Annotated in this window: 15 protein-coding genes; 10 read left to right on the top strand and 5 right to left on the bottom strand. The window is 69.9% G+C overall.

Features of this window, described 5'->3' with window-relative positions:
• Nucleotides 1–101 precede the first annotated feature (101 nt).
• The 4 genes from JMV16_RS15275 (at nucleotide 102) to JMV16_RS15260 (ending at nucleotide 5,367) form a co-directional block, all read left to right on the top strand.
• Complete coding sequence (locus JMV16_RS15275) at nucleotides 102–743, top strand: MarC family protein (protein WP_201495141.1); 642 nt, start codon at nucleotides 102–104, stop codon at nucleotides 741–743.
• Nucleotides 744–761: 18 nt separating this feature from the next.
• On the top strand, nucleotides 762–2,381 hold the full coding sequence (locus tag JMV16_RS15270) for a GMC family oxidoreductase (protein ID WP_201495140.1): 1,620 nt from the start codon (nucleotides 762–764) through the stop codon (nucleotides 2,379–2,381).
• 372 nt (nucleotides 2,382–2,753) lie between these two features.
• Entirely contained in the window at nucleotides 2,754–3,575 is an 822-nt protein-coding gene (locus JMV16_RS15265) for an HDOD domain-containing protein (protein ID WP_201495139.1), read from the top strand.
• A gap of 94 nt (nucleotides 3,576–3,669) precedes the next feature.
• Nucleotides 3,670–5,367, top strand: coding sequence for an AMP-binding protein (locus JMV16_RS15260; protein WP_310737105.1), 1,698 nt, complete (start codon nucleotides 3,670–3,672; stop codon nucleotides 5,365–5,367).
• Nucleotides 5,368–5,385: 18 nt separating this feature from the next.
• Here JMV16_RS15260 and JMV16_RS15255 read toward each other — a convergent pair whose 3' ends face one another.
• Entirely contained in the window at nucleotides 5,386–5,814 is a 429-nt protein-coding gene (locus JMV16_RS15255) for a hypothetical protein (RefSeq protein ID WP_201495138.1), read from the bottom strand.
• 88 nt (nucleotides 5,815–5,902) lie between these two features.
• On the bottom strand, nucleotides 5,903–7,018 hold the full coding sequence (locus JMV16_RS15250) for a polyamine ABC transporter substrate-binding protein (RefSeq protein ID WP_201495137.1): 1,116 nt from the start codon (nucleotides 7,016–7,018) through the stop codon (nucleotides 5,903–5,905).
• A 142-nt stretch (nucleotides 7,019–7,160) separates the two neighbouring features.
• Between JMV16_RS15250 and JMV16_RS15245 the strand changes: the two genes are divergently transcribed.
• From JMV16_RS15245 to JMV16_RS15230, 4 genes are all read left to right on the top strand, one after another.
• Complete coding sequence (locus tag JMV16_RS15245) at nucleotides 7,161–7,742, top strand: NnrU family protein (protein WP_201495136.1); 582 nt, start codon at nucleotides 7,161–7,163, stop codon at nucleotides 7,740–7,742.
• A gap of 144 nt (nucleotides 7,743–7,886) precedes the next feature.
• Entirely contained in the window at nucleotides 7,887–8,102 is a 216-nt protein-coding gene (locus JMV16_RS15240) for a hypothetical protein (protein WP_201495135.1), read from the top strand.
• Between the two features lie 74 nt (nucleotides 8,103–8,176).
• Nucleotides 8,177–8,458, top strand: a complete 282-nt coding sequence (locus tag JMV16_RS15235; RefSeq protein ID WP_201495134.1) for a DUF427 domain-containing protein — start codon at nucleotides 8,177–8,179, stop codon at nucleotides 8,456–8,458.
• A gap of 4 nt (nucleotides 8,459–8,462) precedes the next feature.
• A complete protein-coding gene (locus tag JMV16_RS15230; protein WP_201495133.1) occupies nucleotides 8,463–9,170 on the top strand; it encodes a hypothetical protein in 708 nt (235 codons plus the stop codon).
• A gap of 65 nt (nucleotides 9,171–9,235) precedes the next feature.
• Here JMV16_RS15230 and JMV16_RS15225 read toward each other — a convergent pair whose 3' ends face one another.
• Together JMV16_RS15225 and prsT are read right to left on the bottom strand one after the other, a co-directional pair.
• Nucleotides 9,236–10,177, bottom strand: a complete 942-nt coding sequence (locus tag JMV16_RS15225; RefSeq protein ID WP_201495132.1) for a PEP-CTERM sorting domain-containing protein — start codon at nucleotides 10,175–10,177, stop codon at nucleotides 9,236–9,238.
• Between the two features lie 170 nt (nucleotides 10,178–10,347).
• Nucleotides 10,348–13,164, bottom strand: a complete 2,817-nt coding sequence (prsT, locus tag JMV16_RS15220) for an XrtA/PEP-CTERM system TPR-repeat protein PrsT (protein WP_201495131.1) — start codon at nucleotides 13,162–13,164, stop codon at nucleotides 10,348–10,350.
• Between the two features lie 191 nt (nucleotides 13,165–13,355).
• Here prsT and JMV16_RS24540 point away from each other — a divergent pair, with 191 nt between their 5' ends.
• Nucleotides 13,356–14,921: a thioredoxin family protein gene (locus JMV16_RS24540; RefSeq protein ID WP_201495130.1), complete on the top strand. Its 1,566-nt coding sequence runs from the start codon at nucleotides 13,356–13,358 to the stop codon at nucleotides 14,919–14,921.
• 31 nt (nucleotides 14,922–14,952) lie between these two features.
• Here the strand turns inward: JMV16_RS24540 and gstA are convergent, their stop codons facing one another.
• Nucleotides 14,953–15,558, bottom strand: a complete 606-nt coding sequence (gstA, locus tag JMV16_RS15210) for a glutathione transferase GstA (RefSeq protein WP_201495129.1) — start codon at nucleotides 15,556–15,558, stop codon at nucleotides 14,953–14,955.
• Between the two features lie 97 nt (nucleotides 15,559–15,655).
• On the opposite strand from gstA, the gene JMV16_RS15205 reads away from it, so the two are divergent.
• Nucleotides 15,656–16,021 (top strand): glutaredoxin domain-containing protein, encoded by a 366-nt coding sequence (locus JMV16_RS15205; protein ID WP_201495128.1) that lies wholly within the window; start codon nucleotides 15,656–15,658, stop codon nucleotides 16,019–16,021.
• Nucleotides 16,022–16,027 lie beyond the last annotated feature (6 nt).

Here is a 16,027-nt window from a genome sequence, read left to right as displayed (position 1 = left end):
CCAGGCAAACCCTTGAATGTGGTGCCCGGGGCACGTTGCTGCACCTTGCGGGTGCGGGAACGCGACTTCGGAAGGGGATCGGACGCGTCGACAATGGCCGCATGGACCTGCTCAAGCCGCTGATCGCCCTGCTCGCGATCGTCAACCCGATAGGCGTGGTGCCTTTTTTCATCCACTTCACGCAGAGCTTCACGCCGGCACAGCGCCAGCAGACGATACGCGTCTCGGCCTTCACCGCCTTCCTGGTGATCGCGCTCAGCGCGCTGGCCGGGCTCAAGATCATCGAGTTCTTCGGCATCACGCTGGCTTCCTTCCAGGTCGGCGGCGGCACGCTGCTCCTGATCAGTTCGCTGGCCATGCTCAATGCCCAGCCGGCCGAGAGCAAGCCGGGCGATGTGAAGGAGGGCCAGGAGAAGGTCGACGCCGGTGCCAGCATCGCGGTCGTGCCGCTGACCATCCCGCTGCTCACCGGGCCGGCGACGATCTCGACCATGGTCATCTACGCCGAGAAGACGCGCCACCTGTGGCAGCTGGCGGTGCTGGTGGGCTATGGCGTGGTGATCGGCCTCGTCACCTATGCGGTGTTCACGGCCTCGGGCCGCATCGCCAAGGTGCTGGGCCGCACCGGCATCAACGTGATGACGCGCTTGATGGGCCTGATGCTGGCCGCGATGGCCGTGGAACTGCTGGCCGACGGCCTGACCAAGCTGTTTCCCGTGCTGGCCAGCCCCGTAGCCCACTGACGAGTCAACGAGCGACGCATGAACGACGACACCCCGACCTTCGACTTCATCATCGTCGGCGCCGGCACCGCCGGCTGTCTGCTGGCCAACCGGCTGTCGGCCGACAGGAACTGCCGCGTGCTGCTGGTGGAGGCCGGCGGGCGCGACGACTACCACTGGATCCACATCCCGGTGGGCTATCTCTACTGCATCGGCAACCCGCGCACCGATTGGCTTTACCAGACCGAGCCCTCGGCCGGGCTCAACGGCCGCAGCCTGCGCTACCCGCGCGGCAAGGTGCTGGGTGGCTGCAGCAGCATCAACGGCATGATCTACATGCGCGGCCAGGCGCGCGACTACGACGGCTGGGCTGCGGCCCTGGGCGACGAGGCCTGGCGCTGGCAGGCCTGCCTGCCGCACTTCAAGCGCCACGAGGACCACTGGCGCGGCGCCGACGACTTTCACGGTGCCGGGCGCGAGTGGCGCGTCGAGCGCCAGCGTCTGAGCTGGGAAATCCTGGACGCCTTCGCCGCCGCGGCCCAGGAGGCCGGCATTCCGGCCACGCCCGATTTCAACCGCGGCAGCAACGAGGGCGTGGGCTATTTCGAGGTCAACCAGCGCACGGGCGTGCGCTGGAACACCTCCAAGGCCTTTCTGCGTCCGGCGCTGGCCCGGCCCAATCTTGAGCTGTGGACCGGCGCCCAGGTGTCGCGCATCGTCATCGAGAACGGCCGCGCCGTCGGCATCGAAGGCCTGCCGGTGCAGGGCGGCGAGGCCTTGCATGCGCGCGCCACCCGCGAGATCGTGCTCTGCGCCGGCGCCATCGGCACGCCGCAGATCCTGCAGCTCTCTGGCGTGGGCCCGGCGGCGCTGCTGCACCAGCATGGCATCGTGCCCCGCCACGAACTGAGCGGCGTCGGCGCCAATCTGCAGGACCACCTGCAGATCCGCGCCGTGTTCGAGGTCGAGGGCGTGAAGACGCTCAACCGCATCGTCCACTCGCCCTTGGGCAAGGCAGGCATCGCGCTGGAATACCTGCTGCGGCGCAGCGGGCCCATGAGCATGGCGCCGTCGCAGCTGGGCGCCTTCACGCGCAGCGACCCGGCCCGGCCCTGGCCCAACGTCGAATACCACGTCCAGCCGCTGTCGCTGGACGCCTTCGGCGAGCCGCTGCACCGCTTCAACGCCTTCACCGCCAGCGTCTGCAACCTCAACCCGGGCTCGCGCGGCACGGTGCAGATTCGCAGCCCGCGCCCTCAGGACGCGCCGCTGATTCAGCCGCTGTACCTGTCGACCGAGGAAGACCGCCGCGTCGCCGCCGACAGCCTGCGCCTGACGCGACGCATCGTCGGCATGCCGGCGCTGGCGCGCTACCGGCCGCGCGAGATCAAGCCGGGACCGCAGTTCCAGAGCGACGAAGAGCTGGCCCGCCTGGCCGGCGACATCGGCACCACCATCTTCCACCCCGTGGGCACCTGCCGCATGGGCCGCGCCGGCGAGCCCGGCGCGGTGGTGGACGCGCGGCTGCGCGTGCAGGGCCTGCAGGCCCTGCGCATCGCCGACGCCAGCGTGATGCCCACCATCACCAGCGGCAATACCAATTCGCCGGTGCTGATGATTGCCGAACGCGCGGCGCAGTGGCTGGCCCAGGCGGCCTGAGCGGCGGCGGGAAACCCCCGATACCCGGGGACGGCCGTCATCGTTACATTCGGTCATCCGCTGTCGCGCCGTGCCCCCTTGCCGGGCTGGCCGATGGCAGGACGGAGGCCGAGGAGACGACGGGAAGGGCGCAAGCTGTAGACGCCTGGCCGGGATAGATGGGCAGACAGACCAAGGCGCCGCCAACAGGCGCCGGATCGAAGAAGAAACAACCGGTGCGCTCAAGCCGCCGGTACCTGGAAGGCGCCGCAGATGCGGCGCCTTTCTGGTTTTCAGACCCTGCAGGCGGTGGCGCCAAGGCCGGCACGGCGGGCGCCCGCGTCGTAGCATCCGGGGGTCCGCTCCATTCCCTGTCCAGCCCAGTCCATCCGCATGTCCGTCGATCCCGATCTGCGCACGCTCGAAATCAACATCCCGGCCCAGCCCGAGTCTCTGGTGAAGCTGTCGCTGCTGCTCGCCGACGACGACATCAACCTGACTGCCGCGGCCGAGCTGATCGAGACCGACATGGCGCTGGCGGCAGCGGTGATGAAGGCGGTCAACTCCTCGCTCTATGGCCTGAAAGGGCGCGTGCAGAGCGTCCACCAGGCGATTTCCTATCTCGGCATGCGCGAGGTTGCCGCCATCACCTTCGAGATGGGCCTGCGTGCCGCCTTTCCGCCAGCGGCCGAGCTCGAGCCGCTGTGGCAGCGCGCGGCGCGCCGTGGCCTGCTGATGGGGCGGCTGGCGACGCGGCTGCTGCTCGACGCCTGGGGCGCGCATTCGGCCGGCCTGTTCGAGGAATGCGGCAAGGCCGTGCTGTTCCGCCATGCGCCCGACCACTACCGCGCCATGCTGCGCGCCGCCAGCGACGACGGCGAACTGGTGCTGCTCGAGCACGCGGGCTTCGGCGTCAGCCACGACGCGCTGGGTGCGGCGCTGTGCGAGACCTGGGGCCTGGGGCCGGCGGCCGTGGCCAGCGTGCGCCACCATGTGCAGGCCCAGGCCACGCTGCGCCTGCCCGACCAGGTGCCCAAGCGGGCCATCGCTGCGCTCTCGGTCATCGTCAATGCGTTGGAGGGCGACCTCGATACGCTGGACGAACTGGCCCTGGTGATTGCACCCCAGGCCGATCTGGATGCCACCCTGCTGCTGCGCGCGGCGCGGCAGACGCGCGAGGAGATGGATCTGGCCATCGCCCACGGCCGCGGCTGAAGGCGGTCTGAGGGAAGTCCTGCTGTTGCCACCTTGCTGGCTTGGGTAGTCTCCAGAGTCCCCGCCGACCCCGGGCCTTCGCCGGCCCCGCAACATGATGGCCACCCGCATAGACCCCGAGGCGCTGGCGCTGCAGCGCCTCTACCACTGGGAAAAGACCGCACCTGATCGCGTCGCGCTCACGCAGCCGCAGGGCGGTGGCGTGGTGCGCGACTACACCTGGCGTGAAGTCGTCGACCAGGCGCGGCGCATGGCCGCCCATCTGCAGAGCCTGGGCCTGCAGCCGGGCGACAAGGTGGCGCTGCTGAGCAAGAACACCGCGCACTGGATGATGAGCGACTTCGCCATCTGGCTGGGCGGCTTCGTCTCGGTGCCGCTGTACCCCACGCTGGCGGCCGGCACCATCCGGCAGATCCTCGAACACAGCGAATCCAAGGTGCTCTTCGTCGGCAAGCTCGACGGCTGGGCCGGCATGAAGCCGGGCGTGCCGGCCAAGCTGCCCTGCATCAGCCTGCCGCTGGCGCCGGACGACGCGGTGAAAAGCTACCCGTCCTGGGACGACATCACCGCGCGCACGGCGCCGCTGGCCGGCCACCCGGTGCGGCCGGCCGATGAGCTGGCGACCCTGATGTACACCTCGGGCACGACTGGCGCACCCAAGGGCGTGATGCACAGCTTCGGCGCCTTCGCCGCCGCGCTGAGCTTCGGCCTCAAGCGCGTGCCGCTGAACGAGCAGTCGCGCATGCTGTCCTACCTGCCGCTGTCGCATGTGGTCGAGCGCGCGTTGGTCGAGCACGGCTTGCTGGCCACGTCCATGCACGTCTATTTCGCCGAGAGCCTGGAGACCTTCACGGCCGACTTGCAGCGCGCACGGCCCACGGTCTTCTTCTCGGTGCCGCGGCTGTGGGTGAAGTTCCAGCAGGGCATCAACACCAAGATGCCGCCGGCCAAGCTCAACCTGATGCTGAAGATCCCCATCCTCGGCGGCATCGTGCGCAGGAAGATCCTCGGTGCCCTGGGCTTGCAGGAATGCACTTTCGCCGCCGGCGGCGCGGCGCCCATGCCGCTGGAACTGCTGCATTGGTATGCGCGCCTGGGCATCAACATTGCCGAAGGCTACGGCATGACCGAGAACATAGGCGCCACCCACATCAGCGACGGCAACCCGACGGGCTTCGGCACCGTGGGCCGCCCCTATGACAGTGTGCAGTGCCGCATTGACGCTACCACCGGCGAGGTGCAGATCGCCAGTCCGGCCAATATGCTGGGCTACTACAAGGAACCGGCGATGAGCCGCGAGGCCTTCACCGAAGACGGCTGGCTCAAGACAGGCGACAAGGGGGCGGTCGACGCCCAGGGGCGGCTCAAGATCACCGGCCGCGTGAAAGACCTGTTCAAGACCAGCAAGGGCAAGTACGTGGCGCCGGCGCCCATCGAGGACCGCCTGGTGATGCATGGCGCGCTCGAGGCCTGCTGCGTGACCGGCGCCAACCTGGGCCAGCCGCTGGCCCTGGCCATGCTCAACATCGACGCCATCAAGAAGGCGGCCCAGCCGGCCGGACGCGCCGAGCTCGAATCCTCGCTGGCGGCTCATGTGAAGGTCATCAACGAGACGCTCGATCCGCACGAGCAGCTCGACTGCCTGGTCGTCACCGCCGAGGCCTGGACGGTGGACAACGACCTCATCACGCCGACCTTCAAGGTCAAGCGCAACCGCATCGAAGACCTTTTCGCGAAGAACTACGACGCCTGGGTCGAGGAGCGCAAGACTGTCATCTGGTACAAGGCCTGAGCCCCGCCCAGGCGGTGTTCAGCGCGAGGCGGCGGAGGCGGCTGCCGTCGCCTCGTGCGGCATCGGCACCATCACCCCGGGCGCGAGCGGAATCTCGTCGCTCACGGTGACCCCGATCACGTAGTGGCGCGTCTCGCCGAAGCAACTGCCGGGCAGGCCGACCTTCTCTTCGTAGTGCAGCGAGACGCGCTTGCCGATGGCGTGGGTGATGCGCGCGGCGACCGCGTCGTCGCGCACGGTGAAGAGAAACTTCTCCGGCGTTGAGCCCGGCAGCGAGACCATCGCCAGTTCGCCTTCCCAGGTCTTGCAGACCCAGCCCTTGTTGGACAGCTTCTGCACCCAGCCGGCGCGGTCGCCGGTGGAATAGCTCCAGTTCAGCGCGGCCCAGAAGTACAGCGTGGCCAGCAGCACCAGCGCGATCAGGGGCAGGACGAGGCGTTTGAGCATGGGGCGTGAAGGCGTGGGCGGCAGGAGCGGCGATTATCGGCGCCGCTCAGTGACCGCTCCTTGAGGCGCCGCCCGTGCGGCGCGCCGCTTACTTGGTATTGGCCTTGAAGCTGGTGAAGAGCCGCGTCTGCACGCGGCGAAGATCCTGCGGCACGGCGTCCGGGCTGGTCAGCTTCTTGAGGTCGGTGGGCGAGAGGAAGATGGTCGGGTTCTCGGCCACTTCCTTCTTGACGAACTTCTTCGAGGCCGCGTTGGGGTTGGCGTAGAAGACCTTGTTGGTCAGCGCCGCGTGGACCTCGGGGCGCAGGATGTAGTTGATGAATGCGTGGGCGTTGGCCGCATTGGGCGCATCCTTGGGGATGGCCATGGTGTCGAAGAACAGCGTGGCGCCGGTGTCGGGCACCAGGGCCTTGATGTCATGGCCGCTCTTGGTGTCGAGCGCGCGCTGGCGCGCGATGTTGATGTCGCCCGAGTAGCCCATCACCACGCACAGCTGGCCGGCAGCGAGGTCGTTGATGTAGCCCGATGACGAGAAGCGGGTGACATAGGGCCGGGCCTTGGACAGCACCTCTTTCGCGGCGTCGTAGTCCTTGGCGGTCTTGCTGTAGGGCTCCTTGCCGGCGTAGATCATGGCCACCGGCAGCACCTCGCTGGCCGAGTCGAGCAGGTTGATGCCGCAGCCCTTGAGCTTGGCGGCGTACTCGGGCTTGAAGATCAGATCCCAGGGGTTGGCGGGCAGCGGCATGGCGCCCAGTGCGCTCTTCACCTTGCCGGTGTTGATGCCCACCGTGACATAGCCCCAGAGCCAGTCGACCAGGTACTGGTTGCCGGGATCCACCGCCGCCAGCTTCTCGAGCAGGGCCGGGTCGAGGTTGCCCCAGTTCGTGAGCTTGCTGCGGTCGAGCTTCTGGAACAGGCCGCCGGCGATCTGCGTCTTGGCGAAGTGGGCGCTGGGCACGACGATGTCGTAGCCGGTCTTGCCGGCCACCAGCTTGGCCTGCAGGATCTCGTTGTTGTCGTAGTTGTCGTAGCGGACCTTGATGCCGGTTTCTTTCTCGAAGGCCTTGATCGTGTCGTCGGCGATGTAGTCCGACCAGTTGTAGATGTTCAGCACCTTGGCATCGGCCGCGAGCGCGGATCCGGCGGTGGCCGCAACCAGGCCGGCGGCGATCAGGGCAAGGACGGTTCTGGAAGGCTTGGGCATGGCGAGTCTTTCCGGGTGAAGCGTGCAACCAGCGCTCAACGCGCGAGCCCGAATTGTGGCCGACCGAGGCCGCCATCGCCCCATCGCACGGCGGCCACGATGCACCGCCACAATGCCGGCTTTCCCTGACCGGAGCCGTTCCATGACCCTGCTGATCGCCGGCCTCTTGCTCTTCCTCGGCATCCACTCGGTGCGCATCTTTGCCGAGGGCTGGCGCAGCGCCACTCTCGCCCGCCTGGGCGAGCAGCGCTACAAGGGCCTTTACTCGCTGATCTCTCTGGCCGGCTTCGCGCTGCTGATCTACGGCTTCGGTGCCGCGCGGCTGACGCCCACCGTGCTGTGGCCGTCGCCCACCTGGACCCGCCACCTCGCGGCCCTGATCACGCTGCCGGCCTTCGTGCTGCTGGTGGCGGCCTATGTGCCGGGCAATGCCCTCAAGGCGCGCCTGCACCACCCCATGATCCTGGGCGTCAAGACCTGGGCCCTGGCCCATCTGCTGGCCAACAACACGCTGGCCGAGCTGCTGCTCTTTGGCGGCTTTCTCGCCTGGTCGGTGCTGGCCTTCATCGCCGCGCGCCGGCGCGACCGCGCCGCCGCCACGGTCTACGCGCCCGGCCGCCTGGTGCCGACGCTGGTGACGGTGGCCGTGGGCCTGGGCGCCTGGGCCGGCTTCGCAATGTGGGCCCATGCGGCCTGGATAGGCGTGCGGCCTTTCGGAGGATGAGCAGCGGCTGGGCGGGTTCCCCCGCCCGGGTGGGGGTGGCCGGCGTCCCCGCGATGGGGGCCCGCCGCGGCACGACCTCCGGGCGATGGCCTGGCGGCGGCGGTGCCGCGACCATGACGGCACCCGATCACAAGAGGTGCCGCCATGTTGATGAGCCTTGCCACTGCCCCCCGCTCCACCGCCCCGGGCGGCCTGCAGACCGCAGCCGATGAACACGCAGCCGGCTGCGGCTGGTTCGACTCCAGCCACGACCTGCGCACCGGCCTGCTCGTGCGCGAACATGAGGATGCGGCCGTGCTGGCGCGCGAGCTGCCCCTGGTGGCCTGGCTGGATCTGCAATGCCTGGGGCGGCTGAACTGAACCCGCCCGGTGGCATGCACGGCCGATGGCGGTGGTAATCTGCCGCGCTCGAATTCTTGCCGGGGAGCAGCGCAATGAAGGCCGTCTGGAAAGGCACCGTCGTGGCCGAGAGCAACGACACCGTGGTCGTCGAGGGCAACCATTACTTCCCGGCCGATGCGATCAGCCGCGACCACCTGCTGCCCAGCAACACCAAGACCATGTGCTCCTGGAAAGGCCAGGCCAGCTACTTCACGCTGTTCGTGAACGGCGACGCCAACCCCGACGCGGTGTGGACCTACCCCGACCCCAAGGAGGCGGCGGCCAACATCAAGGGGCGCATCGCCTTCTGGAAGGGCGTGCAGGTCATCGAGTAGCGCCGTGGCCGACGCGGCGGCGGCGCAGCGGCGCCGGCTGCGCGAGATCTGGCGCTCGGCGGGCTGGCCCTGCCGCGATGCCGTCGAGCTTGAGCTGCTCGTCGCCGGCCTGGTCGAGCGCGTGTGGGACGGCGAAGGCCGCGAGACCCTGCGCGTCACCGACGCCGGGCTCGCCCTGCTGGCCGAGACGCGGCGGCGCAACCAGGCCGCCTTCGATGCCCACGAGGCCCTGGTGGCCCAGGTGGCGCGCGAGATGCAGCGCGCCGGGCGCGTGGTCTGGCGCGGCCTGAGCCTGCGCGCGCCGCTGGCCGCCGAGGACGGTGGCACCGCCTGGGCGATGGCCATGCCCGATGTCTTTTCGATACGCCACACCACGGTGGAGGACTACACCGAGCCGGTGGTGCATGAGATCAAGGTCAGCCGCGCCGACCTGCTGTCCGACCTGCGCCGCGCCGCCAAGGGCGAGGCCTACCGCGCCCTGGCCAGCCAGTGCTGGTATGTGCTCAGGCGCGGCATCGCCCAGCCCGAGGAGGTGCCGGAGCTTTACGGCGTGATGCTGGCCGACGGCGCCGGGCTCGAGGTGGCACGGCCGGCGCCGCGGCGTGCGCTGCGTCTGCCCTTCGCGGTGTGGATGGCGCTGGCGCGCGCCCATGCCGAGCCACCGCAGCAGGACGACGGCCAGGCGATGCTGGGTGATCAGGACGGCGGCTGAGCCTTGCGGCCGCCACAAGCAAATCGGCCGCCTGGAAGGCGGCCGATGCGACAGGGCGTGGGTGCTCAGGCCTTGGATTGGCGCCGCACGAAGCCCAGCGCCGCCAGCGCGGCCATGGCCAGGCCCAACGAAGCCGGCTCAGGCACGCCGGGCGTGACCACGGAGGCGGCTGCGGTCTTGATCCAGTTCAGCTTGAAGGCGTCGTTGGTGTTGGAGCAGGTGGTGGCCAGGCCGCTGGAATCGGAGCAGTACTGCGTTCCGCCGTTGAGCGTGGTGTTGAAGGCGCTGATCAGCCACCAGCTCGAACCCTGGGTGGCGCTGGTGTTGCGCTTTTGGCCGCCGAAGGGGTCGAGTGAATCGGCCTGCACGCCCTGGTAGCTGCCCACCAGCTGCCAGCCGCTGTCGGTGAGCGTCTGGTTGCTGCCCATGGTGGCGGTGCCGGTGCCGCGCGTGGGGGCCGTGTCGCCGCTCCAGCGCATGATGGTCAGGTCGGCCTTGCTGGCCTTGCAGGCGGTGGTGGAATAGGACATGTCCATCGTGCAGGCATAGCCCAGGCCGAAGGATTCGAGCACCACGTTGGCGGCGCCGAAATCGAGCAGGATGAAATCGTAGGCGCCCGGGATGTTGTCCACCGCGTGCTGGTAGGGGCCGCCGGAGGCGAGGGTCTCGGTGCGGTTCTTGGAGCCGAAGCCGGCCGTGCCGTTGTCGCTGACAAAGGCGTTGGCGTAGTAGCTGCCGGAATAGTCCAGCGCGTTGGCATTGCCCGTGGCGCCTTTCTCGACCGACCAGGCCGACGCCGTGACCGTGCCCCCCGTGCTGCCGGTGCAGCTGTAGGTGTTGCCGTAGCTGCCGTAGTTGGCAGCGCCCTGCAGGCAGCTGTTGGGGTCCAGGGGCGCGCTGGCGTCGCGGTACAGGTTCCAGGTGGCCTGGGCCGATGCCGCACCCGGCAGTGCCGCGGCAACGGCCAGCGACAGCAGGGTCAGAAATTTCGATAGCGACTTGCTCATGGCGGCCTCAGGCTTACTTTTCGATGCCTGGCGCCGGGTGGGCGCCAGGGTTTACTGGGAAGCAATTTTCGAGCCAGTGGCTCGATGTTCTTTTGAATCAATCGCTTGGGTGATCGTGACCCAGCGCTTAGGGCGTGACTGTAAGGAAGGGCGACAGATTCGGGTATCGCCTACTTGAGGGAAGCGAGCAGGATTTCCGCTTCCTTGGCACCGGGCCACTGGCGTCCGGCCTTGAGCGCACCCTCCAGCTCTTCGCGTGCCTCGGTCTTGCGGCCCGTGCTGGCGAGCACGGTGCCCAGGTAGTAGCGGGTCTCGGGGTTGTTCGGGTTGCGCAGGCGGGCGTCGCGCAGCAGTTGCAGCGCGCGGTCGGTCTGGCCGGCCTTGTGCGCCGCCCAGCCGGCGGTGCCGATGATGTGGGGCGCACCGGGCCTGGCCTTCAGGGCCCGCTCGGCAACTTCCAGCGCGCCCGCATCTTTCTGGGCGATCAGCACCTGGGCCAGGTTGTTGAGGGTTTCGGCGTCGGTGGGCTGGAGGGCCAGCACGGCGTTGTAGGAGGCCTTGGCCGCGGCCAGATTGCCGCTGCGCGCCTGGCTGTCGGCCAGCGCCAGGCGCACCGCGAGGTCGCCCGGGCGGCTCTTGAGCCATTGCTCGGCCAGCTGCACCGCCGCGGCGCCATCCGTCAGGGCCACGGCGCGCTGCAGGCGCAGCAGGCTGGCCGTGGTCTGTTCGATCTGGTGCGCCTGCCGGTAGGCCGCCACCGCCGCCGCCAGCTGTCGGCGCTGCAGCGCCACGTCGCCCTGCAGCGCGTAGCCGGCCCCCGACTTGGGATGCTTGGCGATCATCTGGCGGGCCCTGGCCTCGGCCTTGGCCGTCTCGCCCTGGCGCAGGTCGACCTCGGTCATCAAGGCCATCGCAGGCAGGAAGTCAGGCCGGTCGGACAAGGCCTTTTCAAGGCTGTGGCTGGCGCCGGCCACGCTGCCTGCCGCCAGTTGAAGGGTGGCAATGCGCAGAAGCATGGGCGCGTCATAGCCGGCCAGGCCGGCCGCGCGAGCGAGCGTGGTCTGCGCCGCGGCCGGGTTGCCGCCGGCCAGGCTGGTGCGGGCCAGCGCGATCAACACCGGCAAGGCCTCGGGTGCCTTGCTGGTCAGGCGCTTGGTGGCTTCGGCGGCGGCGTCGGCCCGGCCCTGGCGCAGGTGAAATTCAACCAGGGCCAGCGCCGGCTGGAGATCACCCGGGCCGCTGTGGTCGGAAGCCTTTTCCAGCAGCCGCTGGGCCTCGGCCAGGCGGTTGGCGCGCTCGTTGACGGTGGCCAGTTCCAGCAGCGCGTCCACGTCCTTTTCGTTGGCCTGCAGCAGACGGGCGAGGCGTGCCTGGGCGGCATCCAGGCTGCCGGCCTGGATCTCCAGCCGGGCCAGGCCGACCTGCGGCGCGGCAAAGGCCGGATCGAGCTTGCCGGCCTGCTCGAAGGCAGTGCGTGCCGCGGCGGCGTCGCCGCTGGCGGCCAGGGCCGTGCCCAGCAGGTTCTGCACGCCGGCATTGGCGGGCAGCCGCTTGGCCAGTGCGCGCGCCACGCCCACGGCCGCCGCCGGCTGGCGATTGCGCAGGTGCAGCGTGGCCAGTGCCATGCCGGCCTGCAGCTGGCCGTTGTCCTTGGCGAAGGCGGTTTCGAGCTCGCGTGCAGCGTCGGCGAACTTGCCGGTGCCGACCAGGCTGGCGCCCAGCATCGCGTGATAGGACGGCAGATCCTGGATCTTGAGCGCCGCCTGCATCATCTGCGCCGCCCGCGTGTGGCGGCCCTGCGAGAAGTGGATGGAAGCCAGCAGCAGCACGGCCTGGGCGTCCTGCGGTGCGCCCTTGAGGTAGTTGTCCAGCGACTCGATGGCGCGGTCGATGTTCTTGTCGGCCAGGTAGATCTGCGCCAGCACCTTGGCGACCGGGCTCTGGGGCTGGACCCGCGTCACCGCTTCGAAGTAGGGCCTGGCTTTCTCGCGCTGGTTGAGCCCGTAGTGCGCCAGCCCGCCCAGCATCAGCGCCTGCGGCCGGTAGCGGAAGAAGTCCATCGGGATCGGGTCGAGCAGGTTGGTGACGCTGTTCAGCGCCTCGCGCGCCGCAGCCACCTTGCCGGCCCGCTCTTCGAGCAGGGCGCGGATGAAGCTGCCGCGCGGGTCTTGTGGCGAGGTCTTGAGCAGCACCTCGACATCGGCGCGTGCCGCCTCGAGCCGCCCCTGGTCTACCGCGAGGCCGGCGCGCGCCACCAGGGCCTCGGTGTGCGTGGCGTCCAGGGCCAGGGCGCGGTTGTAGCTGTCCAGCGCACCGGCGGCATCGCCCGTGCTGTGCTGGATGGTGCCCTTGAGGTAATGGCCCTCGGCCGACTTGGGTGCCAGGATGAGCGCGCGCTCCGAAGCCAGCCTGGCCTCGGCCAGCTGGCGTGCGCGGATGCGCACCGGGATCTCGGCCAGCCAGCTGTCGGGGCTGGCGGGGTCGATGGCGCGCGCCTCCTCGATCAGCCTGAGCGCGTTGCGGGGGTCGCCCACGTCCGAGGTGGCGCTGGCGCGCAGCAGCAGCAGCTGGGCCTGCACCGCCGGAGGCAGGCCGGCCGGGCTGAAGCGCTGCTGCTCGATCACCAGTTGATGCTTGGCCTGGGCGATGACCGCCCGCGCCATCGGCACCACGACCTCGGCCCGGTTGACACCCAGGTTGAGCGCCTCGGCAAACGCCACCTCGGCCGCCGCCACATCGCCATTGGCCAGCAAGGCCTTGCCCAGCAGCACATGCACCGGCAGCAGGCTGCGGTCGATCTTGATCGCGTTCTTGAGCTGGATGATGGTGCCCGGCATGTCCTTCTTCTCGAAGCGCACGAGGGCGTCCTCGTAGAGCTTGGAGGCCTTGGGATCGGCGGCCAGCGCCGGCAGGCTCAGGGCCAGGACGGCCAGGCAGGCGGCGCGGCGCCAGGCGGCAGGCAATGAGGCTGGTCGATTCTTGGGCATGACCTCGAATGTTAGGAGTTTCCCGGTCCAGCCGGGGCCCGGGTGACCCTGTGCCGCGGCCGTCGGCGTGCGAAAGTGGGCCGGGCCTCCTCCGGCGTTCGGGCGTGGCAGGTCCGGCGTGTGCTGCCCGGCGCGACGGCGCAGAATCCCGGCCCTGGCGCGACCGCCGTCCCGCGCCTGGAGATGTCGCCATGAAGACCCTGTTCGCTGCCACCGCGCTGGCCCTGCTGCTGGCCCGGGCCCAGCCCGCCAGCGCGGCACCCGGCCTGCCGTCCACCAACGTGGCCTGGCTGGCCGCGGCGGCGGACGCCGACGTCGACGGCGCCTTTGCGCACGCCCGCTCGGAGAAGAAGCCGGTGCTGCTGTACTGGGGCGCGACCTGGTGCCCGCCCTGCAACCAGCTCAAGGCGACGCTGTTCAACCGCCAGGAGTTCGCGGCGCTGTCGCGCGGCTTCGTCGCCGTTCATGTCGACGGCGACCGACCCGGCGCGCAGCGCCTGGGCCAGCGCTTCAAGGTCAGCGGCTACCCGACGCTGGTGCTCTTCAACGCCCAGGGCCAGGAGCTGACGCGGCTGCCGGGCGAGGTGGACGCGGCCCAGGCGCTGGCGGTGCTGCAGCTGGGCATGGCCGGCGGGCGGCCGGTGGCGGCGGTGCTGAAGGACGCGCTGGCGGGCAAGGCGCTGGCCGCGGCCGAGTGGCGGCTGCTGGCCTTCTACTCCTGGGATACCGACGAGCAGCAACTGCAGCCCAAGGCCGAGCTCGCCGCCACGCTGCGCCGGCTGGCCACCGCGGCGCCGGCCGCTGACGCCGAGACCGCGCATCGCCTGTGGCTGAAGGCGTTGGCCGCCAACGACGGCAGCCCGGCCGCCTTGCCGGAGGCGGCGCAGCGCGAACGGCTGTTGCGCCTGCTGGCCGCCCCGGCCCAGGTGCGCGCCCAGATGGATGTGCTCGCCAACAACGCGGTCGAGATCGTGCAGACGCTCGATGGCGAGGGCGCGGCACCCGATTGGCCGCTGGTGAAGGCCTATGCCGCCGCGCTCGAGCGCCTGGAGGCCGATGCCGGCCTGTCGCGCGGCGACCGCCTGATGGCGCTCTATGCCCGCGTCGACCTGGCGCGGCTGGCCCAGCCCAAGGACACGGTGCGACCGCGCCTGCCCGCGGCGCTGGTGAAGGACGTGCGCGAGCACACGGCGCGGCTGGACCGCGAGACCACCGATGCCTACGAGCGCCAGGCCGTCATCACCGCCGCGGGCAGCCTGCTCGGCCGCGCCGGGCTGTGGACCGAGAGCGAGGCACTGCTCGAGGCCAACCTGGCGCGCAGCCATTCGCCCTACTACCTGATGAGCCAGCTCGGCGGCAACGCGCGCAAGCTGGGTCGCAACGAGGATGCACTGCGCTGGTACCAGAAGGCCTTTGACAGCAGCGAGGGCCCGGCGACGCGCCTGCAATGGGGCGCCGGCTACCTGCTGGCCCTGGTCGATCTGGCGCCGCAGGACGGCGCGCGCATCGAGAAGACCGCGGCCCAGCTGCTGGTCGAGGCGGCGCGCGACAGCGGCGCCTTCGACGGCCGCAGTGCGCGCTCGCTTGCGCGTATAGGCAGCAAGCTGGCAACCTGGAACGAGGACGGCCGCCACAAGGACAGCCTGCGCCGGCTGCAGGCGCAACTCGACGGCATCTGCAGCCGCATCGCCGCAGGTGACGCGCGCCGCGCCAGCTGCAGCGCATTGCTGCGGCCGGCGGACAAGAAGAGCGCCTGAGCGCCCGCCGGCCCGCGGCCGCAAGCGGGCCTCAGGCCAGGCCTTCAGCCTTGAGTGCTTCCTGCACCGCCGGGCGGGCCGCCACACGGCCCAGGTAGGCGCCCAGGTTCTTGAAGCCGCTGATGTCGACGCCGACATACTTGCCCCAGCCGCTGACGGTGAAGAGATAGGCGTCGGCCACCGTGAAGCCGTCGCCCATCAGGTGCTGGCGGCCTTCGAGCTGGCTGTCGACCCAGGCGAAGCGCTCGCCCAGGCGGGCGCGGAACAGTGCCTTGGCCTCTTCGGGCATGGCCGGGTTGAACAGCGGCGAGAAGCCCTTGTGCAGCTCGGTGGTGATGAAGTTGAGCCACTCGACGAGGCGGTAGCGCGCCATCGTGCCGGCGGCCGGTGCCAGCGCCTTGGCCGGCACCTGGTCGGCGATGTACTGCACGATGGCCGGGCCTTCGCTGAGGCGCTGGCCGTCGTCGAGCTCGAGCAGGGGCACATAGCCCTTGGCGTTGATGGTGTGGTAGTCGGTGCCGTCGGCCAGCTTGTGCGTCTTGGTGCTGGCCATTTCCAGCGTGAAGGGCAGGCCGGATTCACGCAGCACGATGTGCGGGCTGAGCGAGCAGGCGCCGGGGCTGTAATAGAGCTTCATGGGTTTGCCTCCTGGGGGTTTGGACGGAGGCGTGACGATAGCGGCATCGGCGCGGCCCTGCCGGCCGCGGCGATACTGCGCCAACCGGAGAACGCCCATGCCACGCCCCGTCCTTGATGAAGCCCGCATCCACCCAACAGTGCGCGATGTCGTCGCCGGCCAGCACGCCCAGACGCTGCTCGAGGTGCAGGACGCCATCGCCCGCCACGCCGTGGTGGTGGTGGGCATGCGCCAGAACCCGTTTCCGCGCCGCGCCCGCAAGGCGCTGGAGGCCGCCGGGATCGCCCACCACTACATGGAGTACGGCAGCTATTTCTCGCAATGGCGGCGCCGCCTGGCGCTGAAGATGTGGGCCGGCTGGCCGACACTGCCGATGGTCTTCGTCAAGGGCACGCTGGTGGGCGGGGCCGACGACTTGGCGCGCCTGATCGCCAGCGGCGAGATCAAGCGGATGCTGGGCTGAGGCCGG

Source organism: Rubrivivax sp. A210, assembly GCF_904426505.1.
Classification (GTDB): domain Bacteria; phylum Pseudomonadota; class Gammaproteobacteria; order Burkholderiales; family Burkholderiaceae_C; genus Rubrivivax.
Note: the sequence above shows the minus strand (reverse complement) of the source record. Positions and strands in the feature narration are given on the sequence as shown.